Annotated in this window: 16 protein-coding genes; 9 read left to right on the top strand and 7 right to left on the bottom strand. The window is 36.6% G+C overall.

Features of this window, described 5'->3' with window-relative positions:
* Positions 1–24 precede the first annotated feature (24 nt).
* On the top strand, positions 25–987 hold the full coding sequence (locus EV200_RS13580; RefSeq protein ID WP_132533508.1) for an acetyl-CoA carboxylase carboxyltransferase subunit alpha: 963 nt from the start codon (positions 25–27) through the stop codon (positions 985–987).
* Positions 988–1,392: 405 nt separating this feature from the next.
* Here the strand turns inward: EV200_RS13580 and EV200_RS13575 are convergent, their stop codons facing one another.
* The 3 genes from EV200_RS13575 to EV200_RS13565 all read right to left on the bottom strand — a co-directional run bounded on the left by EV200_RS13575 (position 1,393) and on the right by EV200_RS13565 (position 9,006).
* Positions 1,393–1,950, bottom strand: a complete 558-nt coding sequence (locus tag EV200_RS13575) for an REP-associated tyrosine transposase (RefSeq protein ID WP_132533506.1) — start codon at positions 1,948–1,950, stop codon at positions 1,393–1,395.
* Positions 1,951–2,729: 779 nt separating this feature from the next.
* Positions 2,730–5,780 carry a DUF2723 domain-containing protein gene (locus tag EV200_RS13570; RefSeq protein WP_132533504.1) on the bottom strand — a complete coding sequence of 1,017 codons (3,051 nt, stop codon included), beginning with the start codon at positions 5,778–5,780 and terminating at the stop codon, positions 2,730–2,732.
* A gap of 202 nt (positions 5,781–5,982) precedes the next feature.
* Positions 5,983–9,006, bottom strand: a complete 3,024-nt coding sequence (locus EV200_RS13565; protein WP_132533502.1) for a glycosyltransferase family 117 protein — start codon at positions 9,004–9,006, stop codon at positions 5,983–5,985.
* Between the two features lie 366 nt (positions 9,007–9,372).
* Here EV200_RS13565 and EV200_RS13550 point away from each other — a divergent pair, with 366 nt between their 5' ends.
* The 4 genes from EV200_RS13550 to EV200_RS13535 all read left to right on the top strand — a co-directional run bounded on the left by EV200_RS13550 (position 9,373) and on the right by EV200_RS13535 (position 12,259).
* Positions 9,373–10,314, top strand: a complete 942-nt coding sequence (locus tag EV200_RS13550; RefSeq protein WP_132533500.1) for a ribose-phosphate pyrophosphokinase — start codon at positions 9,373–9,375, stop codon at positions 10,312–10,314.
* Positions 10,315–10,452: 138 nt separating this feature from the next.
* Complete coding sequence (locus EV200_RS13545; protein ID WP_132533498.1) at positions 10,453–11,037, top strand: 50S ribosomal protein L25/general stress protein Ctc; 585 nt, start codon at positions 10,453–10,455, stop codon at positions 11,035–11,037.
* A 357-nt stretch (positions 11,038–11,394) separates the two neighbouring features.
* Positions 11,395–11,955 carry an aminoacyl-tRNA hydrolase gene (gene pth / locus EV200_RS13540; protein ID WP_132533496.1) on the top strand — a complete coding sequence of 187 codons (561 nt, stop codon included), beginning with the start codon at positions 11,395–11,397 and terminating at the stop codon, positions 11,953–11,955.
* Between the two features lie 19 nt (positions 11,956–11,974).
* The gene (locus EV200_RS13535; RefSeq protein WP_132533494.1) at positions 11,975–12,259 is read left to right on the top strand and encodes a hypothetical protein; all 285 of its coding nucleotides are present in this window, start codon (positions 11,975–11,977) and stop codon (positions 12,257–12,259) included.
* Between the two features lie 99 nt (positions 12,260–12,358).
* Here EV200_RS13535 and EV200_RS13530 read toward each other — a convergent pair whose 3' ends face one another.
* A complete protein-coding gene (locus tag EV200_RS13530) occupies positions 12,359–13,024 on the bottom strand; it encodes a tetratricopeptide repeat protein (RefSeq protein ID WP_132533492.1) in 666 nt (221 codons plus the stop codon).
* A 124-nt stretch (positions 13,025–13,148) separates the two neighbouring features.
* Here EV200_RS13530 and recF point away from each other — a divergent pair, with 124 nt between their 5' ends.
* Both recF and EV200_RS13520 read left to right on the top strand, forming a co-directional pair.
* Positions 13,149–14,252 carry a DNA replication/repair protein RecF gene (gene recF, locus EV200_RS13525; protein ID WP_132533490.1) on the top strand — a complete coding sequence of 368 codons (1,104 nt, stop codon included), beginning with the start codon at positions 13,149–13,151 and terminating at the stop codon, positions 14,250–14,252.
* Complete coding sequence (locus EV200_RS13520; protein ID WP_132533488.1) at positions 14,245–14,535, top strand: DUF721 domain-containing protein; 291 nt, start codon at positions 14,245–14,247, stop codon at positions 14,533–14,535. The genes recF and EV200_RS13520 overlap by 8 nt, the downstream gene beginning before the upstream one ends.
* An 85-nt stretch (positions 14,536–14,620) precedes the next feature.
* Here EV200_RS13520 and EV200_RS13515 read toward each other — a convergent pair whose 3' ends face one another.
* The 3 genes from EV200_RS13515 to EV200_RS13505 form a co-directional block, all read right to left on the bottom strand.
* The gene (locus tag EV200_RS13515) at positions 14,621–14,797 is read right to left on the bottom strand and encodes a hypothetical protein (protein ID WP_165877931.1); all 177 of its coding nucleotides are present in this window, start codon (positions 14,795–14,797) and stop codon (positions 14,621–14,623) included.
* A 57-nt stretch (positions 14,798–14,854) separates the two neighbouring features.
* A complete protein-coding gene (locus EV200_RS13510) occupies positions 14,855–15,616 on the bottom strand; it encodes an FKBP-type peptidyl-prolyl cis-trans isomerase (RefSeq protein WP_132533484.1) in 762 nt (253 codons plus the stop codon).
* Positions 15,617–15,746: 130 nt separating this feature from the next.
* Complete coding sequence (locus EV200_RS13505; protein ID WP_132533482.1) at positions 15,747–16,166, bottom strand: nucleoside-diphosphate kinase; 420 nt, start codon at positions 16,164–16,166, stop codon at positions 15,747–15,749.
* A gap of 201 nt (positions 16,167–16,367) precedes the next feature.
* Between EV200_RS13505 and EV200_RS13500 the strand changes: the two genes are divergently transcribed.
* A complete protein-coding gene (locus EV200_RS13500) occupies positions 16,368–17,378 on the top strand; it encodes a DHH family phosphoesterase (protein ID WP_132533480.1) in 1,011 nt (336 codons plus the stop codon).
* A gap of 36 nt (positions 17,379–17,414) precedes the next feature.
* Entirely contained in the window at positions 17,415–18,386 is a 972-nt protein-coding gene (locus EV200_RS13495; RefSeq protein WP_132533478.1) for an FKBP-type peptidyl-prolyl cis-trans isomerase, read from the top strand.

The raw sequence follows: 18,386 nt of genomic DNA, 5'->3' as shown, positions 1-18,386 counted from the left end.
ATTACTTATTTTTGTGGTTCAATTATGCAGCAAATAAAAACATCATTCGATTTTGAAAAACCTATTGCCGATCTGGTTCAGCAAATAGAAAAGGTTCAGCAAGTTGCCGATAAAACCAAGGTAGATATGTCTGCCACTTTAGATGAGCTTGATAGTAAATTAAATGAAACTACCAATAACTTATATAAAAATTTAACTGGCTGGAATAAAGTTCAGATGAGCCGTCATCCAGATCGTCCGCAAACACTTGATTACATCAGCATGATTTGTGATGATTTTATTGAGTTACATGGCGATAGAACAGTTAAAGATGATAAGGCTATTATTGGTGGTTTTGCTTCAATAAACGGCCAAACCGTAATGGTAATTGGTCATCAGAAGGGTAAAAATACTAAAGAGCGTCAGTTTCGTAATTTCGGTATGGCCAATCCTGAAGGCTACCGTAAAGCCTTACGTTTAATGCGTTTAGCAGAAAAGTTTAATAAACCAGTGATTTCATTTATTGATACGATGGGTGCTTACCCAGGTTTAGAAGCAGAAGAGCGTGGACAAGGTGAGGCAATTGCCAGAAACCTACTTGAAATGTCTATTCTCCGCGTGCCAATTATCTGTATAGTAGTGGGAGAGGGAGCATCAGGTGGTGCTTTAGGTATTGGTATTGGTGACAAGGTTTATATGTTAGAACATACCTGGTATTCTGTAATTTCACCAGAATCTTGTTCTTCTATTTTATGGAGAAGCTGGGATTTTAAAGAAAAAGCCGCAGAGTGTCTAAAACTAACATCTGATGATATGTTTGGTAACAAGCTGATTGATGGAATTATTCCTGAGCCACTTGGCGGCGCACACCAGGATCCTGAATTGATGGGAAATACTTTAAAAGATTATATCATAAAAGATTTAGCTTCTTTAGTAAAGCTAAAAACAGATAAACTCATTGAGCAAAGAATTAATAAATTCTGTGCCATGGGTGTTGTAAACGAATAATCATTAACTAACTATATTTTTTTTGTCCCGTTTGGCCTAGCCAAGCGGGATTTTTTGTTTACACCAAGACTTACGAAGTTTTGTAGGTCTTTTGTGATGGGAAACTTCGTCAGTCTAAATATCAAACAGCGCTTGTGCTCACGCTCGTCTCTAGCGAGTGTGTATATAGGAAGTCGTATTTTACGGTAATATTATCATTTAATGATCAATCTAAGTATTTATACGATACAATCGTAAAGCTATTATGCGCTCGTTAAAAACGAGTGCAGGCGCTAAATTTATCTTGTGCTCACGCTCGTTTCTAACGAGCGTGAGAATAGAAAGTCGTATTTTACGATATCATTCAAATAGCTGATAAATAATGAGAAAACTAATGGATACCAATAAAATTCAAAGAATGTAATTTTAGTAAATATCTAATAATTCCACATCTAAAACCCCACCCATATTTGTATAATTTGAGGCTGAGCTATAAATGTAATGTTCAGGTTCTGAAACTATCCCTGCTCTAACCGGATTTTGATGAATGTAATTAAGTTTTTGATAAGTAAAATGAATGGAGTTTAATTCAACTGCATGATATCCATCCTGCCAAACTTTATAGTTTTCAATCCTTTTTAGATATCTACCTGCAAACTCAAATTTATTTAAAAGCCATTTCTTACGACTTTCATCTCCATCCTCAATTTCCTTTATAATAGCTCGATTAGTATATTTTTTAAAATCCCTAATAATTTCAAATAACTGGTAGTTGCCGGATGACGATGCAATCAAGTGGATGTGATTAGTCATTAAGCAGAAGGCAAATAATTTTAAACCTTTAGCTGTTTGACAATATTTTAATGAGTCAATAATAATAATCCCTTTATAAGATTGACGCGTAAAAATATCAACCCAATCTACTATCGTAAAGGTTAAAAAGTAAATTCCATTAGGATCTCTTGCTGTATATTGGTCAGACATAGCTTAAAGCTAATTATTTTTTACGATAGAATCGTAAAGCTATTATGCGCTCGTTAGAAACGAGCGCAGGCCCTAAGTCCTTCAGCCCGCAAACCCTTTGAAGTTTACACCAAGACTTACGAAGTTTTGCTGGCCTGTGAAATGGGGAACTTCGTCAGTCTAAATATCAAACAGCGCTTATGCTCACGCTCGTTTATAACGAGTGTGTATATAGGAAACCGTATTTTACGGTAAATTATTATACGATAGAATCGTAAAGCTATTATGCGCTCGTTAGAAACGAGCGCAGGCCCTAAGTTCTTCAGCCGGCAAACCCTTTGAAGTTTACAACAAGACTTATGAAGTTTTGTCGGCCGTGTGAAATGGGGAACTTCATCAGTCTAAATATCAAACAGCGCTTGTGCTCACGCTCGTTTATAACGAGTGTGTATATAGGAAACCGTATTTTACGGTAAATTATTATATGATAGAAACGAGTGCAGGCCCTAAGTCCTTCAGTCTACAAACCCTTTGAACTTTACACCAAGACTTACGAAGTTTGTCGGCCGTGTGAAATGGGGAACTTCGTCAGTCTAAATATCAAACAGCGCTTGTGCTCACGCTCGTTTATAACGAGTTTGTATATAGGAAACCGTATTTTACGGTAAATATATTATATTATAGAAACGACAGGCCCTAAGTCCTTCTGCCCACAAACCCTTTGAGACTTCTTAAGTTAAATCAAAAAAAAGCAGCTACTGAAAAGTAGCTGCTTCATATCCTTTAAAATTAATTACTAATTACTGTTCAGTAGGGCCTTGCTGTGCGTAATAACCAGAAAATTTAGCTTCCAAACCAGAGAATATTTTTCCCAGTTGTGTACTTACCTTTTCTTGTCCTGCGGCTTTACTCGTTTTAATCATTCTGTCCAAATAGTATAAACCAGTTTGAACATTTTGAGATCCGGTTAACGACCCTTTAGATTTTGAAATATCACTTAAGAAAATAAGTTCTTTATTGATGTAATCACCCGATTGGGTTAAAATCTCATTTGCCCTTGCCGTTTCACCCAGTTTATATAGATTTTCTGCCATGTAGTATTTTACAACTACCGTACGCAAACCAAAGAACCTTTGAGGCATTATCTCATAATATTTATCAACTACCTTTTTAGCTTCAGTATTTTTACCTTCCTTAATTAAACTTCCGGCTAAGTTGCTGAAGATATTGGTGAAAATAAAAGTATCGTCTGATGATTGTGGATCTAAATAAGTAGCAGTTTTCATATTGCCCCATTTAAACTTAGTCATCACATTATTGTACAACACAGGCGTATTTAACTGTTCTGCTCTCTCCTGATTTGTTGTAGTATCAGGTTTTAATGGCATTAAGTGTAAAGCTAGACCCTCATTGTATAGATATTTATCTAAACCATTGTATTGTTCAGAAGGAACAGTAGATGCAAAATAAATAGGTCTTTTCCAGTTATTATGCGCAAGGATATCTAACATGGCTAATGTACCCTTGGTAACATAACCTTTATTAAAGGTCCAGTCCATTTCGGGAGTTATCTTTGCAGCATCCGCAGCAGAAACTGTTCCTGTGCTAATTACCTGTTGCGGATCAACGGTGATTTTAAAATTTTTAGTTGGCAGGAAGTTCGATTTAGTGCCATCCTGCATGGCTACTTTATCACTATCATCATTTGATAAAAGTAAATCTACGATGGTTTTAAGTTCAATACTACCGGCGATTTTATAGTCATCGAAAGGCATTACATCTCTTTCACCCTGAACATATTGCTCGGGTTTCATAGTGATTGGCAATGGCGCCGATTCATTTTGTTTCTGTCTTAAACCATTAATGTACCAGTCAGTATCGAATAAACTTAAATTCACAATCCGAACATCAGGACGAACATTTTCAACCTCCTGAATATACCAAAGCGGATAAGTATCATTATCTCCGTAAGTAAATAAAATAGCATTTGGTGCGCAGGATTGAAGATAATCCAAAGCAATATCATGTGCCACCATTTTTGTTGAACGGTCGTGATCATCCCAGCCTTGTTCTGCCATAATTACCGGAGCCACCAATAAACCAATTACCGTTGCGCCAATGGCACCAGTCGTTGGCGTAAGCTTTTTGAGTACCCACTCTCGAATGGCGAGCACGCCGAGCCCAATCCAAATGGCAAAAGCATAAAACGATCCTACATAAGCATAATCACGTTCACGTGGTTCTAATGGCTTTTGATTTAAGTATAAAACAATGGCAATACCAGTAAAGAAGAAAAGCAAAGCAACTACGCCAGCATCTTTTTGATTGCGTTGGAAATGCCAGATGGCACCCAACAAACCAATAATTAGTGGTAGGAAGAAAAAGCGGTTGTAAGCTTTATTATCAACAGTTGATGGAGGAAGATGGCTTTGATCGCCAATTTTCCATGAATCGAAAGCCTTAATTCCACTTAACCATTCACCTTCGTAGCCACTTCCCTGACCTTGTTCATCATTCTGGCGGCCAATAAAGTTCCAGCCAAAATAACGCATATACATGTAGCCAATCTGATAGCTGAATAAGAAACCCACATTATCTACCAGGTTTGGCTTTTTAGCATCATCAAGGTGCATCCATTCTTTGTAGAATGCAGCATGAGGGGCATCATCACTGTACATACGAGGTAGCAAAGTATTATTGCTGTATTCATATTCAGTTTTTGTACCCGCTTTCTCATACTTATCATTTCCCTTTCTCCAGATGGTTTTTCCACCTTCTTTAATACCTGTCCGCTCCGAATTATAGTTTGGCCCGTAACCTAATGGCCTGTCGCCATACTGTTCACGGTTGAGGTAACTTAAAAATGAAAAGGCATCTTTAGGTGCGCTGTTGTTTAGATTAGGATCAGCTTTTGCCCTGATGATGATCATGGAGAATGAGGCATATCCGAAAATGATCAGTACTGTTGAAATTAAGCCCAGATTTAATAATTTCTTCTGATGTTTAATAGAATATCTGATTCCCCAAACCAATAATCCGATTAATACAATCGCAAAAAACAAAACACCAGTTCCAAAACCAAGACCTAATGTATTAACGAAAAATAAATCGAAATAAGCACCAAAGGAAACTAAATATTGAATAATGCCATATTGAATAACAGCTAAAATTAAGATTCCAACAATCAACGTTTTAAAAATACCAGCGGTAGTAGCTTTGCCTGTTCTTCTGAAATAATAAACAAAAGCAATTGCCGGAATGGTTAATAAGTTTAATAAGTGAATACCAATGGATAAACCCATGATATAGGCAATGAATAAAAGCCATCTGTCAGCTCTTGGCTCATCAGCATGAGATTCCCATTTTAATATCGCCCAAAATACGATGGCAGTAAATAAAGATGACTGTGCATAAACTTCTGATTCTACTGCAGAAAACCAAAAACTATCAGAGAAAGTATAGGCCAATGCACCAACTGCTCCTGCACCCATAATGCTAATTAAAGTGCTTTTTAAAATCACTTCACCAGGTTTAACCAGTGTTTTCTTAGCCAATGCGGTAATCGTCCAGAATAAGAACATGATGGTGGCGCCGCTTGAAACGGCAGAACCAATGTTCATCCAGTAGGCAATTTTTGTTACATCACCAAAGGCAAAAATAGAGAAAAAGCGTTGAATCATTAAGAATAATGGTGCACCTGGTTGGTGTACAACCTGCATTCTGTAAGCTGAGGCTATAAATTCGCCACAATCCCAAAAGCTTGCTGAAGGCTCCAAGGTTAGAACATAAGTTATGGTAGCAATTAGAAAGCAGATCCAGCCTACTATATTATTGACTTTAGAATAATTCATTGGTTGTTTAATGATATTAAAAAATGGTTTTCACATAAAAATGCTGCCGAAATTAACTATTCTAGTCGATAAAACTGGTAAATTTTAAGATTGATTTAACAATTTTTAACGTGATTAACCTATTTTAAAAGGCATTCATTTTTTTTAAATCAGTTTTAAATTGTAATATCTGCCTACATATTTAAGGTTCAATGGTTTCAGCTTAACCACTCACAAATGGTGTAAAGCGATTTAAAAGGATATTATATCTACCTTCAATCTTTTTGCTCAAATCTGGCTGTTTAAATTTTTCAGTTAATTTGATCATCTCATTCAGCATGCTCATGTAAATTCTAACCTGTTGCTCTGATGCCAGATAACCCTGACTTTCTGATACATCAGCCAAATGAATAAGCTCTTTGTCGAAGTAATCTGCAGATTTTTTAATCAGGGTATTAGCCTGTTTTAATTCATTGATTTGATACAAGTTTTCAGTAAGATAAACTGTGCTTATTGCCTGTCGATAGGTGTAAAATTGATCGGGAATTACCTCGAGATATTTAGTTGCAACCTTTTTGCCTTTTATGATATTGCCTTCCACAATTAAGCCATTCAGCAACCGGCCAAACATATTAGAAAGCATCACCACATCATCAGCTGATTGCCGATCTAAATGATTGGCATTTTTGATATTGCCGTAGCTATAGGTATTCATCATGTTTTGGTATAGAGGCTTTAGGTTAATAGGGTCTGAGTCTGCAGAAATTTGATTAGGTTTAAGTGGAAGTAACCTTCTGTTAAGACCTTCTGTATATAGGTATTGATCTAAACCCAGATATTGTTCAGTAGGCATGGCCCCGGTAAAGTAAATAGGGCGTTTCCAATGATTATGAACAAGAATATCAAATAAGGCCAGCGTACCTTTGGTTACATACTCCTGGTTAAATGTCCATTTAATGCTATCTGCGATTTTGCCAGCATCTTCTTTAGGTACAGTTCCTGTATCCAATACTTGTTGGGGGTTTACAGTTAGTTTAAGGTTTTTTGTAGGTAAGATATTGTATTTTGAACCGTCATTCATGGTTACTTTATCCGCATCGTTATCAGATAGCAGAATGTCTAAGATCTGTTGGAGTTCAACATGCTGTGCAACTTTATAATCCTGAAAGTACATGATGTCTCTTGTTCCTTCTACGTATTGCTCAGGTTTTAAAGTGATGGGTAACGGTGCTGATTGATTTTGTTTTCTGCGCATTCCGTCAATGTACCAGTCAGCAGTAAATAAACTCAGGTTAACCACTCTTACATCCGGACGGATATTTTCTACCTCTTGGGCATACCAAACCGGATAAGTATCATTATCTCCATAAGTGAAAAGGATAGCATTTGGGGCACAAGCCTTAAGGTAATTTACTGACATGTCTCTGGCTACATGGCTTTGAGAACGGTCATGGTCGTCCCAGCCCTGGCTTGCCATCAAAATAGGTGCCGCAAACATGGCTAAAACTGAAGCAAAAATACCGGCCTTTGCAGGGGTAACTTTTTTAAATACCCATTCCTTTAATCCGAAAACACCTAAGCCAATCCAAATGGCAAAAGCATAAAAAGAACCAACATAGGCATAATCCCTTTCGCGTGGCTCTACCGGAACAGAGTTAAGGTAAATCACAATGGCCGCACCAGTAAAAACAAATAGCAATCCAACAACACTTGCATCTTTCTGGTTTCTTTTAAAGTGCCAAACAATGCCAATTAATCCAATCAAAAAGGGTAAAAAGAAGAAACGGTTGTAAGCTTTATTTTCCAGGGTAGATGGAGGAAGATTTTTTTGATCACCTAAACGTATTGCATCTATCGGTTTTATTCCGCTCAGCCATGCACCGTCATTTCCACCACGTTGCCCATCTTCATTATCTTGTCTACCCACAAAATTCCACATAAAATAGCGCAGGTACATTTGGCCAGCTTGAAACGAAAACATGTATTTTAGATTATCCGCAAGAGATGGTTTGTGCTCATCATCAAAACCCATATAGTTTTTGTAAAACCTGATGTGCTCTGGCTTATCACTATACATGCGTGGCAAAAGGGTTTTATCGGCATACACATAAGCTGATTTTTTTCCTGCCGATTCATACCGCTTGTCGCCTTTACGAAAAATTTCTCCGGTTTCTTTGATGTCAACTTTTTGAGAATTATAATTTTCTCCATATAGCAATGGACGATCGCCATATTGATCTCTGCCCACATATCTGGAGAAAGAAAACACATTATCTACATTATAGTTATTGAGATTTGGTTTTGCGTATGCCCTGATCATAAGCATGGCAAATGAACTATATCCAAAAATAAGCAACACGGTAAATAGCATAATCAGGTTAAGTATCCTTTTCTTTCTAAGAATAGAATACCTGATGCCGAATATTAAACCAGAAATTAATAAGATGGCGAAACATATGATACCAGTCCCAAATCCAAAACCCAATGTGTTTACAAAGAAATAATCGAAGTTTGCGGCGATAGAAACGAGGTATTGGATAATGCCAAACTGAACAATGGCCAATGCCATGATCGAAATGATGAAAGCTTTTAAGATTCCTTTCCAATCTGGTGAGGCTACTTTTTTAAAGTAATAAACAAAAACAATTGCGGGGATAGTTAAAAGGTTTAAAATATGGATGCCAATGGAAATCCCCATAATGTAAGCTACAAAAAGGAGCCAGCGATCTGCTTTTGGTTCATCAGCCTGCGATTCCCATTTCAAAATTCCCCAAAATACTACAGCGGTGCAAAGCGATGACAGGGCATAAACTTCAGCCTCCACTGCAGAAAACCAAAAGCTATCAGAGAAAGCATAGGCCAAGGCGCCAACTATACCAGCGCCAATGATACTAATGATGTTCTGATTCGTGAGGATTTCATTCTTTTTAACAACTGTCTTTTTGGCTAATGCTGTAATCGTCCAGAATAAGAACATAATGGTTCCGGCACTTGCCAATGCTGATGAAACATTAATGAAATAGGCCACTTTGGTTTTATCGCCAAAGGCTAGGGTAGAAAATAACTTCTGAATCATGGATACCATTGGTGCACCAGGTTGGTGAACAACCTCCATTCTGTATGCTGATGCGATAAATTCACCGCAATCCCAGAAACTTACAGACTGATCTAAAGTGAGGATATAAGTGGTCGCGGCAACGATAAAACACAGCCAACCGCCAATAGTATTGATCTTTGAGTAATTCATAGTAAAAAATTTAGTCTTTGATAATAAATGATTTATGTGGTTCTTGATTAAAAATGTCGTAGAAAAAAATAAAATGTTGCACACCATATGATGATTTTTTTATCTTTGCAATGCAAAAAGGAAGAGCAGGAAAGAAATTAAAAATATTTTAAAATCACTCTTGCATATTTCAAATAAGCTTCCTACATTTGCGTTCCCTTTCGAGGGGTTAACCTCGAGAAAGTTTGTCCGATAGTATAAGGGTAGTACGACAGTTTTTGGTACTGTTTGTCTTGGTTCGAATCCAGGTCGGACAACAAATTTATCATCGGATCGTGTTTTTAAATAACATGATCCGATTTTTTTTAACCGTAAACTACACGGATTATGCCATTGCAGTTTAACCCGGTAAAATTATTTTCCGGAACAGGTTCTAGAGGATTATCACTAAAAATTGCTGAAAGTTACGGCAAACCACTTGGTGATGTTACGATCCACAAATTTAGCGATGGAGAATTCCAACCTTCTTTTGACGAATCAATACGCGGCTGTGATGTTTTTTTAATCCAATCTACTTGTCAGCCTAGTGATAATTTAATGGAGCTTTTGTTGATGGTTGATGCGGCTAAAAGAGCGTCGGCACATTATATTACAGCAGTTGTTCCATATTATGGTTTAGCCCGTCAGGATAGAAAGGATAAACCCCGTGTAGCGATCGGTGCCAAATTAGTGGCAAACTTATTAAAATCAGCAGGTATCCACCGCATCATGACGATGGATTTGCATGCGGCTCAGATTCAGGGTTTCTTTGATATTCCGGTAGATCACTTAGATGGATCGGTTATTTTTGTGCCTTATATTAAAAGTTTAAATCTGCCGAATTTAACTATTGCATCTCCTGATATGGGCGGTTCATACAGGGCTAGAACTTTTGCTAAGTTTTTTAATGCAGAAGTGATTATCTGCGATAAACGTCGTAAACGTGCCAATGAAATTGAATCCATGTCGATTATTGGTGATGTAACCGGGCAGGACGTGGTATTGATTGATGATATTTGTGATACTGCCGGAACATTATCAAAAGCTGCGGCCTTGATTATGGAAAATGGTGCTGCCAGCGTAAGAGCAGTTTGTACGCATGCTGTATTATCAGGTAAAGCGATAGAAACGGTTGAAAACTCTGTGTTAACAGAACTGATCGTAACGGATACCATTCCTTTAAGAATGGAAAGTGAAAAAATAAGAGTGCTGAGTACCGCAAGTTTATTCGCCAGGGCAATTGCCAATGTAAATGAGCACGGTTCAATCAGCGACTTGTTTAGAGTATAGCGTTAAGCGTTTAAAAGAAGAAAACGACTTAAGCTGAACAAAAAAAGAGTTTAAAAAAGTTGGAGGTTAATAGTTTAGGGCTTAAGGTCTTGATACTCGATACTAAAAACTTGATACTAATAAATAAATATAAATAAAATGAAAACAATCGCAATTAGCGGTTCTCCAAGAGAGAACGTAGGGAAACGCGATGCCAAGGAACTTCGTTACGAAGGTAAAGTTCCGGCGGTATTGTACGGTGGAAAAGAGCAACAACATTTCGCTGTTGTAATTTCAGATTTGAGAGATGTAATTTATACTGCTGAAGTAAACTTCGTTGAGCTTGATGTTAACGGTACAAAAACTAAAGCTATCGTAAAAGATACTCAATTTCATCCATTAACTGATGTTTTAATGCACATCGATTTTCTTCAATTATTTGATGAAAAAGAAATCGTTATGGAAATCCCGGTTAAACTAACAGGAACTTCTCCAGGTGTTAAAATGGGGGGTAAAATGGTTCAGAAATTACGTAAACTTCGTGTTAAGGCGTTGCCAAATAAAATGCCACAAAGCGTTGAAGTGAGCATTGCTAAATTAGAAGTTGGTAGTTTGGTTCGCGTTCGTGATGTTGAAGGTGATGGATATGTAATTACAAATACTCCAGAAGATACAATCGTGTCTGTAGGAATGAGTAGAGCATTGAAACAAGCAGAAACTGAAGCTGCTAAAGGTAAAAAATAGTCAGGATAACTTGATTAGAAGGAACGGCTCGAATTTATTCGAGCCGTTTTTTTGTGATCAGGATTTTTTAGGATTTAAGGATTTCAGGATCAAGAAGGTCTTTAGCTTTAGTCTTCCCTCAAACAGTCGTCATTGCTGACGATGAGCTGATTAAGACCCGTCCTCCTGAACTTGTTTCAGGATCTTATCCAGATAGGTGCTGAACTAAATTCAGCATGATGGTTTTGAGTAGATTGCTTTGTTGGCAGGATCGCTTTTTAGTCCTTCCACTTTGGTCTTTAGCCTTTAAGCTTTTAACTTTCTGCCTTTCCACCCTCTCCCTTTCCGCCCTCAACCTTTTTTTCTACCTTTGCAACCATGAAATATCTGATAGTTGGTTTGGGTAATATTGGTCCGGATTATGCACATACCAGGCACAATATTGGGTTTGATATTGCTGATGAATTGGTAAAAGGCTTGGGTGGGAGTTTTGATAATATTCGGTTGGCATATTATACTGAGGTAAGTTTCAAAGGAAAAAAACTTCATGTAATTAAACCAACCACCTTTATGAATCTGAGTGGAAAAGCAGTGAACTATTGGATGAAGGAATTAAAGATCGCACCAGAGAACGTATTGGTTATTGTTGATGACTTAGCACTTCCGCTGGGCAAACTTCGTTTAAAGTTGCAAGGCTCAAGTGCCGGCCATAATGGCTTAAAGAGCATAGAGGAAATTTGTGGTGGACAAAATTATGCCCGCTTACGGTTCGGTATCGGGAATGATTATCCTAAAGGTCGTCAGATTGATTTCGTTTTAGGTCTGTTTGATAAAAATGAACAATTAGAGTTGCCAGCGCTGATTGATAAAAGTGTAGAACTGATCAAGAGTTTTGTTACAGTTGGTCCGGCACATACCATGACTGCTTTTAATAAATAAGATCGAATCATATATTATCATGACTTTCCTCGAATTTAAAGATTCCATAAAATCCGATCAACCGCCACTAGACCTGGCTATTCCATTAAAGGCACTTTGGTATGATGGAAAAGGAGATTGGGATAAAGCCCATCATGAAGTGGATCAATTAAATGATACTTCATCTGCTTTAATTCATGCTTATTTACATCGTAAAGAAGGCGATATCTGGAATGCAGATTATTGGTATAGGAGAGCCAAGGAAACTCGTTCACAAATGTCTTTAGAAGAAGAATGGCAAGAATTAGTCATACGATTTCTATAAGCAAATCCTTAACGATAAAGTATAAGATTAATTAAAAATTTCAACTAACAAAAAAAGACCATCTTTCAATGGTCTTCAATCTTTATATCGTTGTTTAAATTATTTAACTTGTCCTTGTGCTCTAGCGATATATGCATCTACTAATTGTGCTTCAGCGCTTTCAGGATATTGTGTTTTAATTTTAGTATAAGCATCAACCGCACCGTTAAAATCTTTAAGGTTTTCGTTTACCAAGCCTAACTTTTTAAGAAACATTGGTGAAGTAAATTTACTGGCTTTATCAGATGCTTTTTTATAGTAAGTAGCAGCTTGTTTATAGTCTTTCAATTCACTATAAGCATCTCCTAATAAACCCAAAGCCAATGGATCTGCAACCGGACTGCCAGTAGCGCTATATTTTCCTAATGCATCAATGGCTTGTTTATATTCACCTTTACGTAAATAAATTCCACCAAGGTAAAGGTTGGCTAAGTTAGCAGATTTAGTATTGTCGTATTCGTCCGCAATTTGTGCTAAGCCTGGGTAACCACCTTCACCCTTAACGGCTTTATTGTATAAAGAATCAACACCTACATAAGATTCAGCTTTAAACATTTTGCTTGCAGCCTCTTCAGCACGGCCTTTTAAGTACACATTTTGATACCAAAAATATACACCGATTAATAAAACTACAGCACCTGCAATAAAAAGCAAGCTCTTATTGTTTTCCTGTAAAAATGAACCTTTTTTAATAGGTTGAGTAGTCTGGTTATCTGTTGTAGACATGTTTGTTTAAAAAATTAAGATTGCAAAAATACATTTTTCAATCAAAGTATCAACCTTTATTTTGAAGTATTTAATTAAACATTAGTTATTTAGAGGTTAAAAAACGGTAAATTGCGCCATATTTATGTGGTTAAAGAATATTACGCTTTTAAATTTTAAAAACTATTGCGATGCAGATCTTCAATTTTCAGATACTGTAAACGTTTTTACGGGGAATAACGGATCGGGTAAGACCAATATGCTCGATGCCATTCATTATTTATGCCTTTGTAAAAGCTATTTTAACCCGATTGATGGTCAGCAGATCAAGACTGGAGAAGATCTTTTCATGATTCAGGGGGATTTTGACCGCAATGAAAAAAATGATAAAATTACCTGTGGCGTAAAACGAAATCAAAAAAAGCAGTTCAAACGGAATAAAAAGGAATACGAAAAACTGGCTGACCATATTGGTTTGTTTCCTGTGGTGATGGTTTCTCCATACGATGTGAACTTAATTATGGAAGGCAGTGAGGAGCGAAGAAAATTTATAGATAACGTTATATCTCAGACTGATTCTCATTATCTTGATCAGCTAATTACTTATAACCGCATTCTTTTAAACAGAAATGCCTTTTTAAAGCAGATTGCAGTAACCAGAAAATATGATCCAACATTACTGGAAATTCTGGATGAACAATTGGTGATCGCAGGAAATAAAATTTTTGCAATCAGAAAAGCATTTATGGATGAGTTTATTCCACTCTTTAATGCCTATTATCTGTACCTTACCGAAAATAAAGAAACAGTTGCTTTAAATTATCAATCGCAATTATTAGATATGCCCTTTGATGAGTTATTGAGAAAATCCGTGGAAAAAGATCGGGTGCTCGAACGTACTACAACCGGAATTCACAAAGATGAGCTTGCTTTTGTAATTAGTGATATGCCATTGAAAAAGTTTGGTTCACAAGGCCAGCAGAAGTCATTTTTAATTGCTTTAAAACTGGCACAATATGCATATCTGGCTAAAAATAAAGGCTTTAAACCACTATTACTGCTGGATGATATTTTCGATAAGTTAGATGATCATCGCGTGCAGAAATTAATGCAAATGGTATCTCACCAGGATTTTGGACAAATCTTTATTACAGATACAGGAAAAGAAAGAGTAAAATCAGTTTTTGAAAAAATAGAAGTTGATGTAACTTTGTTTGAAGTTAAGGAAGGACAAATAAGCTATGCGTAAACCGAATGATGTAACCATGAAAGATGCCATTAGCAAAATGCTTGATGTGTATCGCTTACGCCGAAAATTTGATGAAACCTCCATTCTGGCAATCTGGCCGGAAATTATGGGTACAGCTATCGCGAATAGAACCACGCAAATCTACATCAAGGATAAAAAGTTATTTATCAGAATAGAATCCTCTGTAATTAAAAATGAACTGGTGATGGTTCGCCAGGGCATCATACAAAAGTTAAATGAACACGCCGGTAGTGTGGTGATTAACGAAATGGTATTTCTTTAATGCAATGCGTTATAAGCAAAAAGCGCTGAATTAATAAAATCCAGCGCTTTCTTATTTTGATTTCGGACTAAAAGCCCTATTAAAACTAACTTCTTCCGCCGCCAAATATTTTGCTCAGAATCCAGATCAGTAGTGCCACTACAACAACTACCACAATTACACCAACCCAAACGCCGGCTTTAAATATACCTCCTACCAGTTCACAACTGCTTAAGGTAGTGCATAAAAATGCAATGAGTGCTATTGGAAATATTCTTTTCATATTAATGCTAATTTTTAATAGCTAACATTGAATAATAAAGAATGTTTTAATAAATGCTTATTTGCCATTAACTTTTAGCAATTCAACTTCAAAAATTAAAGCGCTATAAGGTGGAATATCAGCTCCAGCACCACGTTCGCCATAAGCCAGTTGGTATGGAATAAAAAATTTGTATTTAGATCCTGCTGGCATCAATTGTACCCCTTCTGTCCATCCTGGAATAACCCTATTTAGTGGAAAGCTGATCGGTTCGCCACGATCGTATGAGCTGTCAAATTGTTTCCCGTTTAACAAAGTTCCTTTGTAATGTACCAAAACAGAATCTGTAGCGGTAGGTTTAACACCTGTTCCAGCCGTTAAAACTTCGTATTGCAAGCCACTGGCGGTAGTTTGTACACCAGCACGTTTTTTGTTTTCTTCTAAGAAATCTTGTCCTTCTTTTATCATAGGTCCGTATTTAATTTTATTTGCTTCTGATTCAGCTTTATTTTTTACTGCTGATGCTTTAGTAATGGCTGCATTAATGGTTTCCTGAGCCTGTTGTTGTGTTAAGATCAATTTTCCACCCGTAAATGAATCTTTTAAACCTTTTAGCAGCATTTCATAGTTTAATGTTGATAATCCGGTAGATTTTAATCCGGCACCAATTGATGTCCCGAAAGCATAACTGGTAGAATCTAATCCAGATCTTAAACCAGAAATAATGCTGGTGGTTTTGATAATCTTTTTAGTAATCGTTTTTTTTGCCACCGGTTTTTTTTGTGCATAAGATGCAACGGTAATGGTTGAAAGGCATGCTGCCAAGAGAATTGTTTTCATTTAATGATTAAGGTGTAGTATTGAAACGGTTATATAGGCTGAATATTTTAAGCCTGAAAGATACAAAATTGATAAAACAATAAAACCCCGAAAATATCGAGGTTTTAAATAAAAATATTTTTATTGATGACTAGAAACGCTCATCTGCCTTGAAGAAGAAATTACCTTCAATTTCAGCATTTTCATCAGAGTCTGAACCGTGAACTGCATTTGCATCGATAGATTTAGCATATTTCTGACGGATCGTACCTTCTGCAGCTTCAGCAGGGTTAGTTGCACCGATTAATTTTCTGAAATCTTCGATAGCATTATCTTTTTCAAGGATAGCAGCAACAATTGGTCCTGAAGACATGAAGCTTACTAAATCTTTATAAAAAGGACGCTCAGCGTGAACTGCGTAAAACTCACCAGCAGTTTCATCAGTTAATTTGGTATATTTTAATGCAATGATTTTGAAACCTGCATTGGTAATGTCGTTTATGATCGATCCGATGTGGCCATTTGCAACTGCATCAGGCTTGATCATGGTAAAAGTTCTGTTAGTGCTCATTGTGTTTGAATATCAATTTTTCTGCAAAAATACGTTTTATTGATGAATAATCACAAACCTTATGTAAGATCCTAATACAATTCAAAGTTGATAGAACCAGATGGAGTAACTTATAATCACTTTTATAATATATGAGTTGGCTAATCTTAAAATCCTTTAATCCTATACTAAAAATCCTTAGCTTTGCAACGCAAAAAATATATGCTTACACTACCTGAGTTAAAATCATTACTGGCTACGCCACAACAAATTGTCATCACTACGCACCACAAACCAGATGGCGATGCAATGGGTTCATCATTAGGTTTGTATGGCTATTTAATCCAAAAAGGTCATCACGTAAAAGTAATTACGCCAACTGATTATCCAACTTTTTTACACTGGATGCCCAATAACTCAGATGTAATTATTTTTACAGAAGAGCAGGAAAAGGCTGCCAAACTGGTCGATGAAGCTGCACTGATTTTTTGTCTGGACTTTAATACTTTAAGTCGGATTAATGAATTAGGTGAACTTGTTAGGGCGGCAGGTGCTAAGAAAGTGATGATTGATCATCATTTAGAACCTGAAGACTTTGATGATTACCGCCACTGGAGTATTAATGCTTGTGCGGCCGCACAATTGGTATATGACTTTATTGTCAATCAGTTAGAAGACAAAGCTGGAATTAATAAAGATGTTGCAGCTTGTTTATACACAGGTATCATGACGGATTCGGGATCGTTTCGTTTCGAGTCGGCTACCGCTAATGTATATAGAATTGCTGCCGATTTAATCGATTTAGGTGCTGAACATTGGAAAATTCATCAGCAGGTATATGATAATGCAAGCGAAGATCGTTTAAGATTCTTAGGTTATTGCCTGTCTAACAAACTTGAAATCATCAGAGAATACAATACTGCAATTATTGCGGTAACCAAAGAAGAACTTGCTCGTTTTAATAGTACAACGGGCGACACGGAAGGTGTCGTAAATTATGCACTTTCTATTAACGGAATTAAGCTTGCTGCATTGATTGTAGAACGCAGTGATAAGGTGAAGCTTTCAGTAAGATCTACCGGCGATTTTCCTGCAAATGAAATCTGTAAAAAATATTTTAACGGTGGGGGACACCGAAATGCTGCTGGTGGCGCCTCAGAAAAGCCTTTGAATGACGTGGTAAACGATTTCAAATCCATTTTAGAAGAATATAAAAACCAATTAATTGCGTAAAGCAAATAACCAAATTAAATAAAGTTTAAATACAAAATGAAAAAAGGAATTATTGTTCTTGTAGCAGCAACATTAGGGTTAGCAGCTTGTAACAAAGAGAAAAAAGGTGCTGGCGGTTTATTGTATACCATTCACCATTCTGAAGGTAAAGAGAAAATCAAAGAAGGTGATATCATTAAAATGAATTTCATCCAGAAAAACGATAAAGACTCTGTTTTAGGAAGTACTTATGACAACGAAAACCCACAGGTTTTCCCTGTTCAAAAGAAAATGTACGCTGGCGACATGAATGATGTGCTTACTTTATTCGGAGAAGGTGATAGTGCAACTTTTAAGGTAAATTTAGATACGATGGCTTTTTATAGTAAACAGCCTAAGCCAGAGCAGTTTAAAAAAGATAAATACATTACTTTCACGATTAAGGTAGAGAAAGTTTTCAAAAAGAATGCTGGTGAAGCTGATTCAACCTTCAACAAAAGAGCAAGTGAATTTTTCCAGGCAGACTTTAAAGCATCTGCAGAGAAAAAGAAAGGTGCTGAAGACGGTAAAATCAAAGCTTACGTTGCTGATAACAATTTAAAAACTAAAACTTCAGCAAGTGGATTACAATATATCATTACTGCTCCAGGAAATGCTGAACGTGCGCAACTAGGTGATACAGTAACATTAAATTACACAGGAAGACTGGCTAAAAAAGATAGTAAAGGTAAATATCCGGTATTTGATACCAGTGATGAAAAAATTGCTAAAGCTGAAAATAAATTTCAGGCAGGCAGACCATATGGTCCAACTAAAATGGCTTTGGGTGGAACCATCCCAGGTTTTACTGAAGCATTGCAATTGGTTGGTAAAGGTGGAAAAATCACCGCTATCATCCCTTCTAAATTAGGATATGGTGAGCAAGGTGCTCCACAGGTTGGAATTATGCCTTACAATCCAATTGTATTTGATATTGAAATAACAGATATAAAAAAGGCACCTGCTGCAGCAGCGCCGATTAAAAAATAA

It is taken from the genome of Pedobacter psychrotolerans (assembly GCF_004340665.1).
Lineage (GTDB): Bacteria > Bacteroidota > Bacteroidia > Sphingobacteriales > Sphingobacteriaceae > Pedobacter > Pedobacter psychrotolerans.
Note: the sequence above shows the minus strand (reverse complement) of the source record. Positions and strands in the feature narration are given on the sequence as shown.

Coding starts and splice junctions, on each gene's coding strand:
- EV200_RS13575 (WP_132533506.1), bottom strand. CDS start 1,950: ATGTCTGACCAATATACAGCAAGAGATCCTAATGGAATTTACTTTTTA.
- EV200_RS13570 (WP_132533504.1), bottom strand. CDS start 5,780: ATGAATTATTCTAAAGTCAATAATATAGTAGGCTGGATCTGCTTTCTA.
- EV200_RS13495 (WP_132533478.1), top strand. CDS start 17,415: ATGAAAAAAGGAATTATTGTTCTTGTAGCAGCAACATTAGGGTTAGCA.
- EV200_RS13580 (WP_132533508.1), top strand. CDS start 25: ATGCAGCAAATAAAAACATCATTCGATTTTGAAAAACCTATTGCCGAT.
- EV200_RS13535 (WP_132533494.1), top strand. CDS start 11,975: ATGACTTTCCTCGAATTTAAAGATTCCATAAAATCCGATCAACCGCCA.
- EV200_RS13510 (WP_132533484.1), bottom strand. CDS start 15,616: ATGAAAACAATTCTCTTGGCAGCATGCCTTTCAACCATTACCGTTGCA.
- EV200_RS13545 (WP_132533498.1), top strand. CDS start 10,453: ATGAAAACAATCGCAATTAGCGGTTCTCCAAGAGAGAACGTAGGGAAA.
- recF (WP_132533490.1), top strand. CDS start 13,149: ATGTGGTTAAAGAATATTACGCTTTTAAATTTTAAAAACTATTGCGAT.
- EV200_RS13520 (WP_132533488.1), top strand. CDS start 14,245: ATGCGTAAACCGAATGATGTAACCATGAAAGATGCCATTAGCAAAATG.
- EV200_RS13500 (WP_132533480.1), top strand. CDS start 16,368: ATGCTTACACTACCTGAGTTAAAATCATTACTGGCTACGCCACAACAA.
- EV200_RS13505 (WP_132533482.1), bottom strand. CDS start 16,166: ATGAGCACTAACAGAACTTTTACCATGATCAAGCCTGATGCAGTTGCA.
- EV200_RS13565 (WP_132533502.1), bottom strand. CDS start 9,006: ATGAATTACTCAAAGATCAATACTATTGGCGGTTGGCTGTGTTTTATC.
- EV200_RS13530 (WP_132533492.1), bottom strand. CDS start 13,024: ATGTCTACAACAGATAACCAGACTACTCAACCTATTAAAAAAGGTTCA.
- EV200_RS13550 (WP_132533500.1), top strand. CDS start 9,373: ATGCCATTGCAGTTTAACCCGGTAAAATTATTTTCCGGAACAGGTTCT.
- EV200_RS13515 (WP_165877931.1), bottom strand. CDS start 14,797: ATGAAAAGAATATTTCCAATAGCACTCATTGCATTTTTATGCACTACC.
- pth (WP_132533496.1), top strand. CDS start 11,395: ATGAAATATCTGATAGTTGGTTTGGGTAATATTGGTCCGGATTATGCA.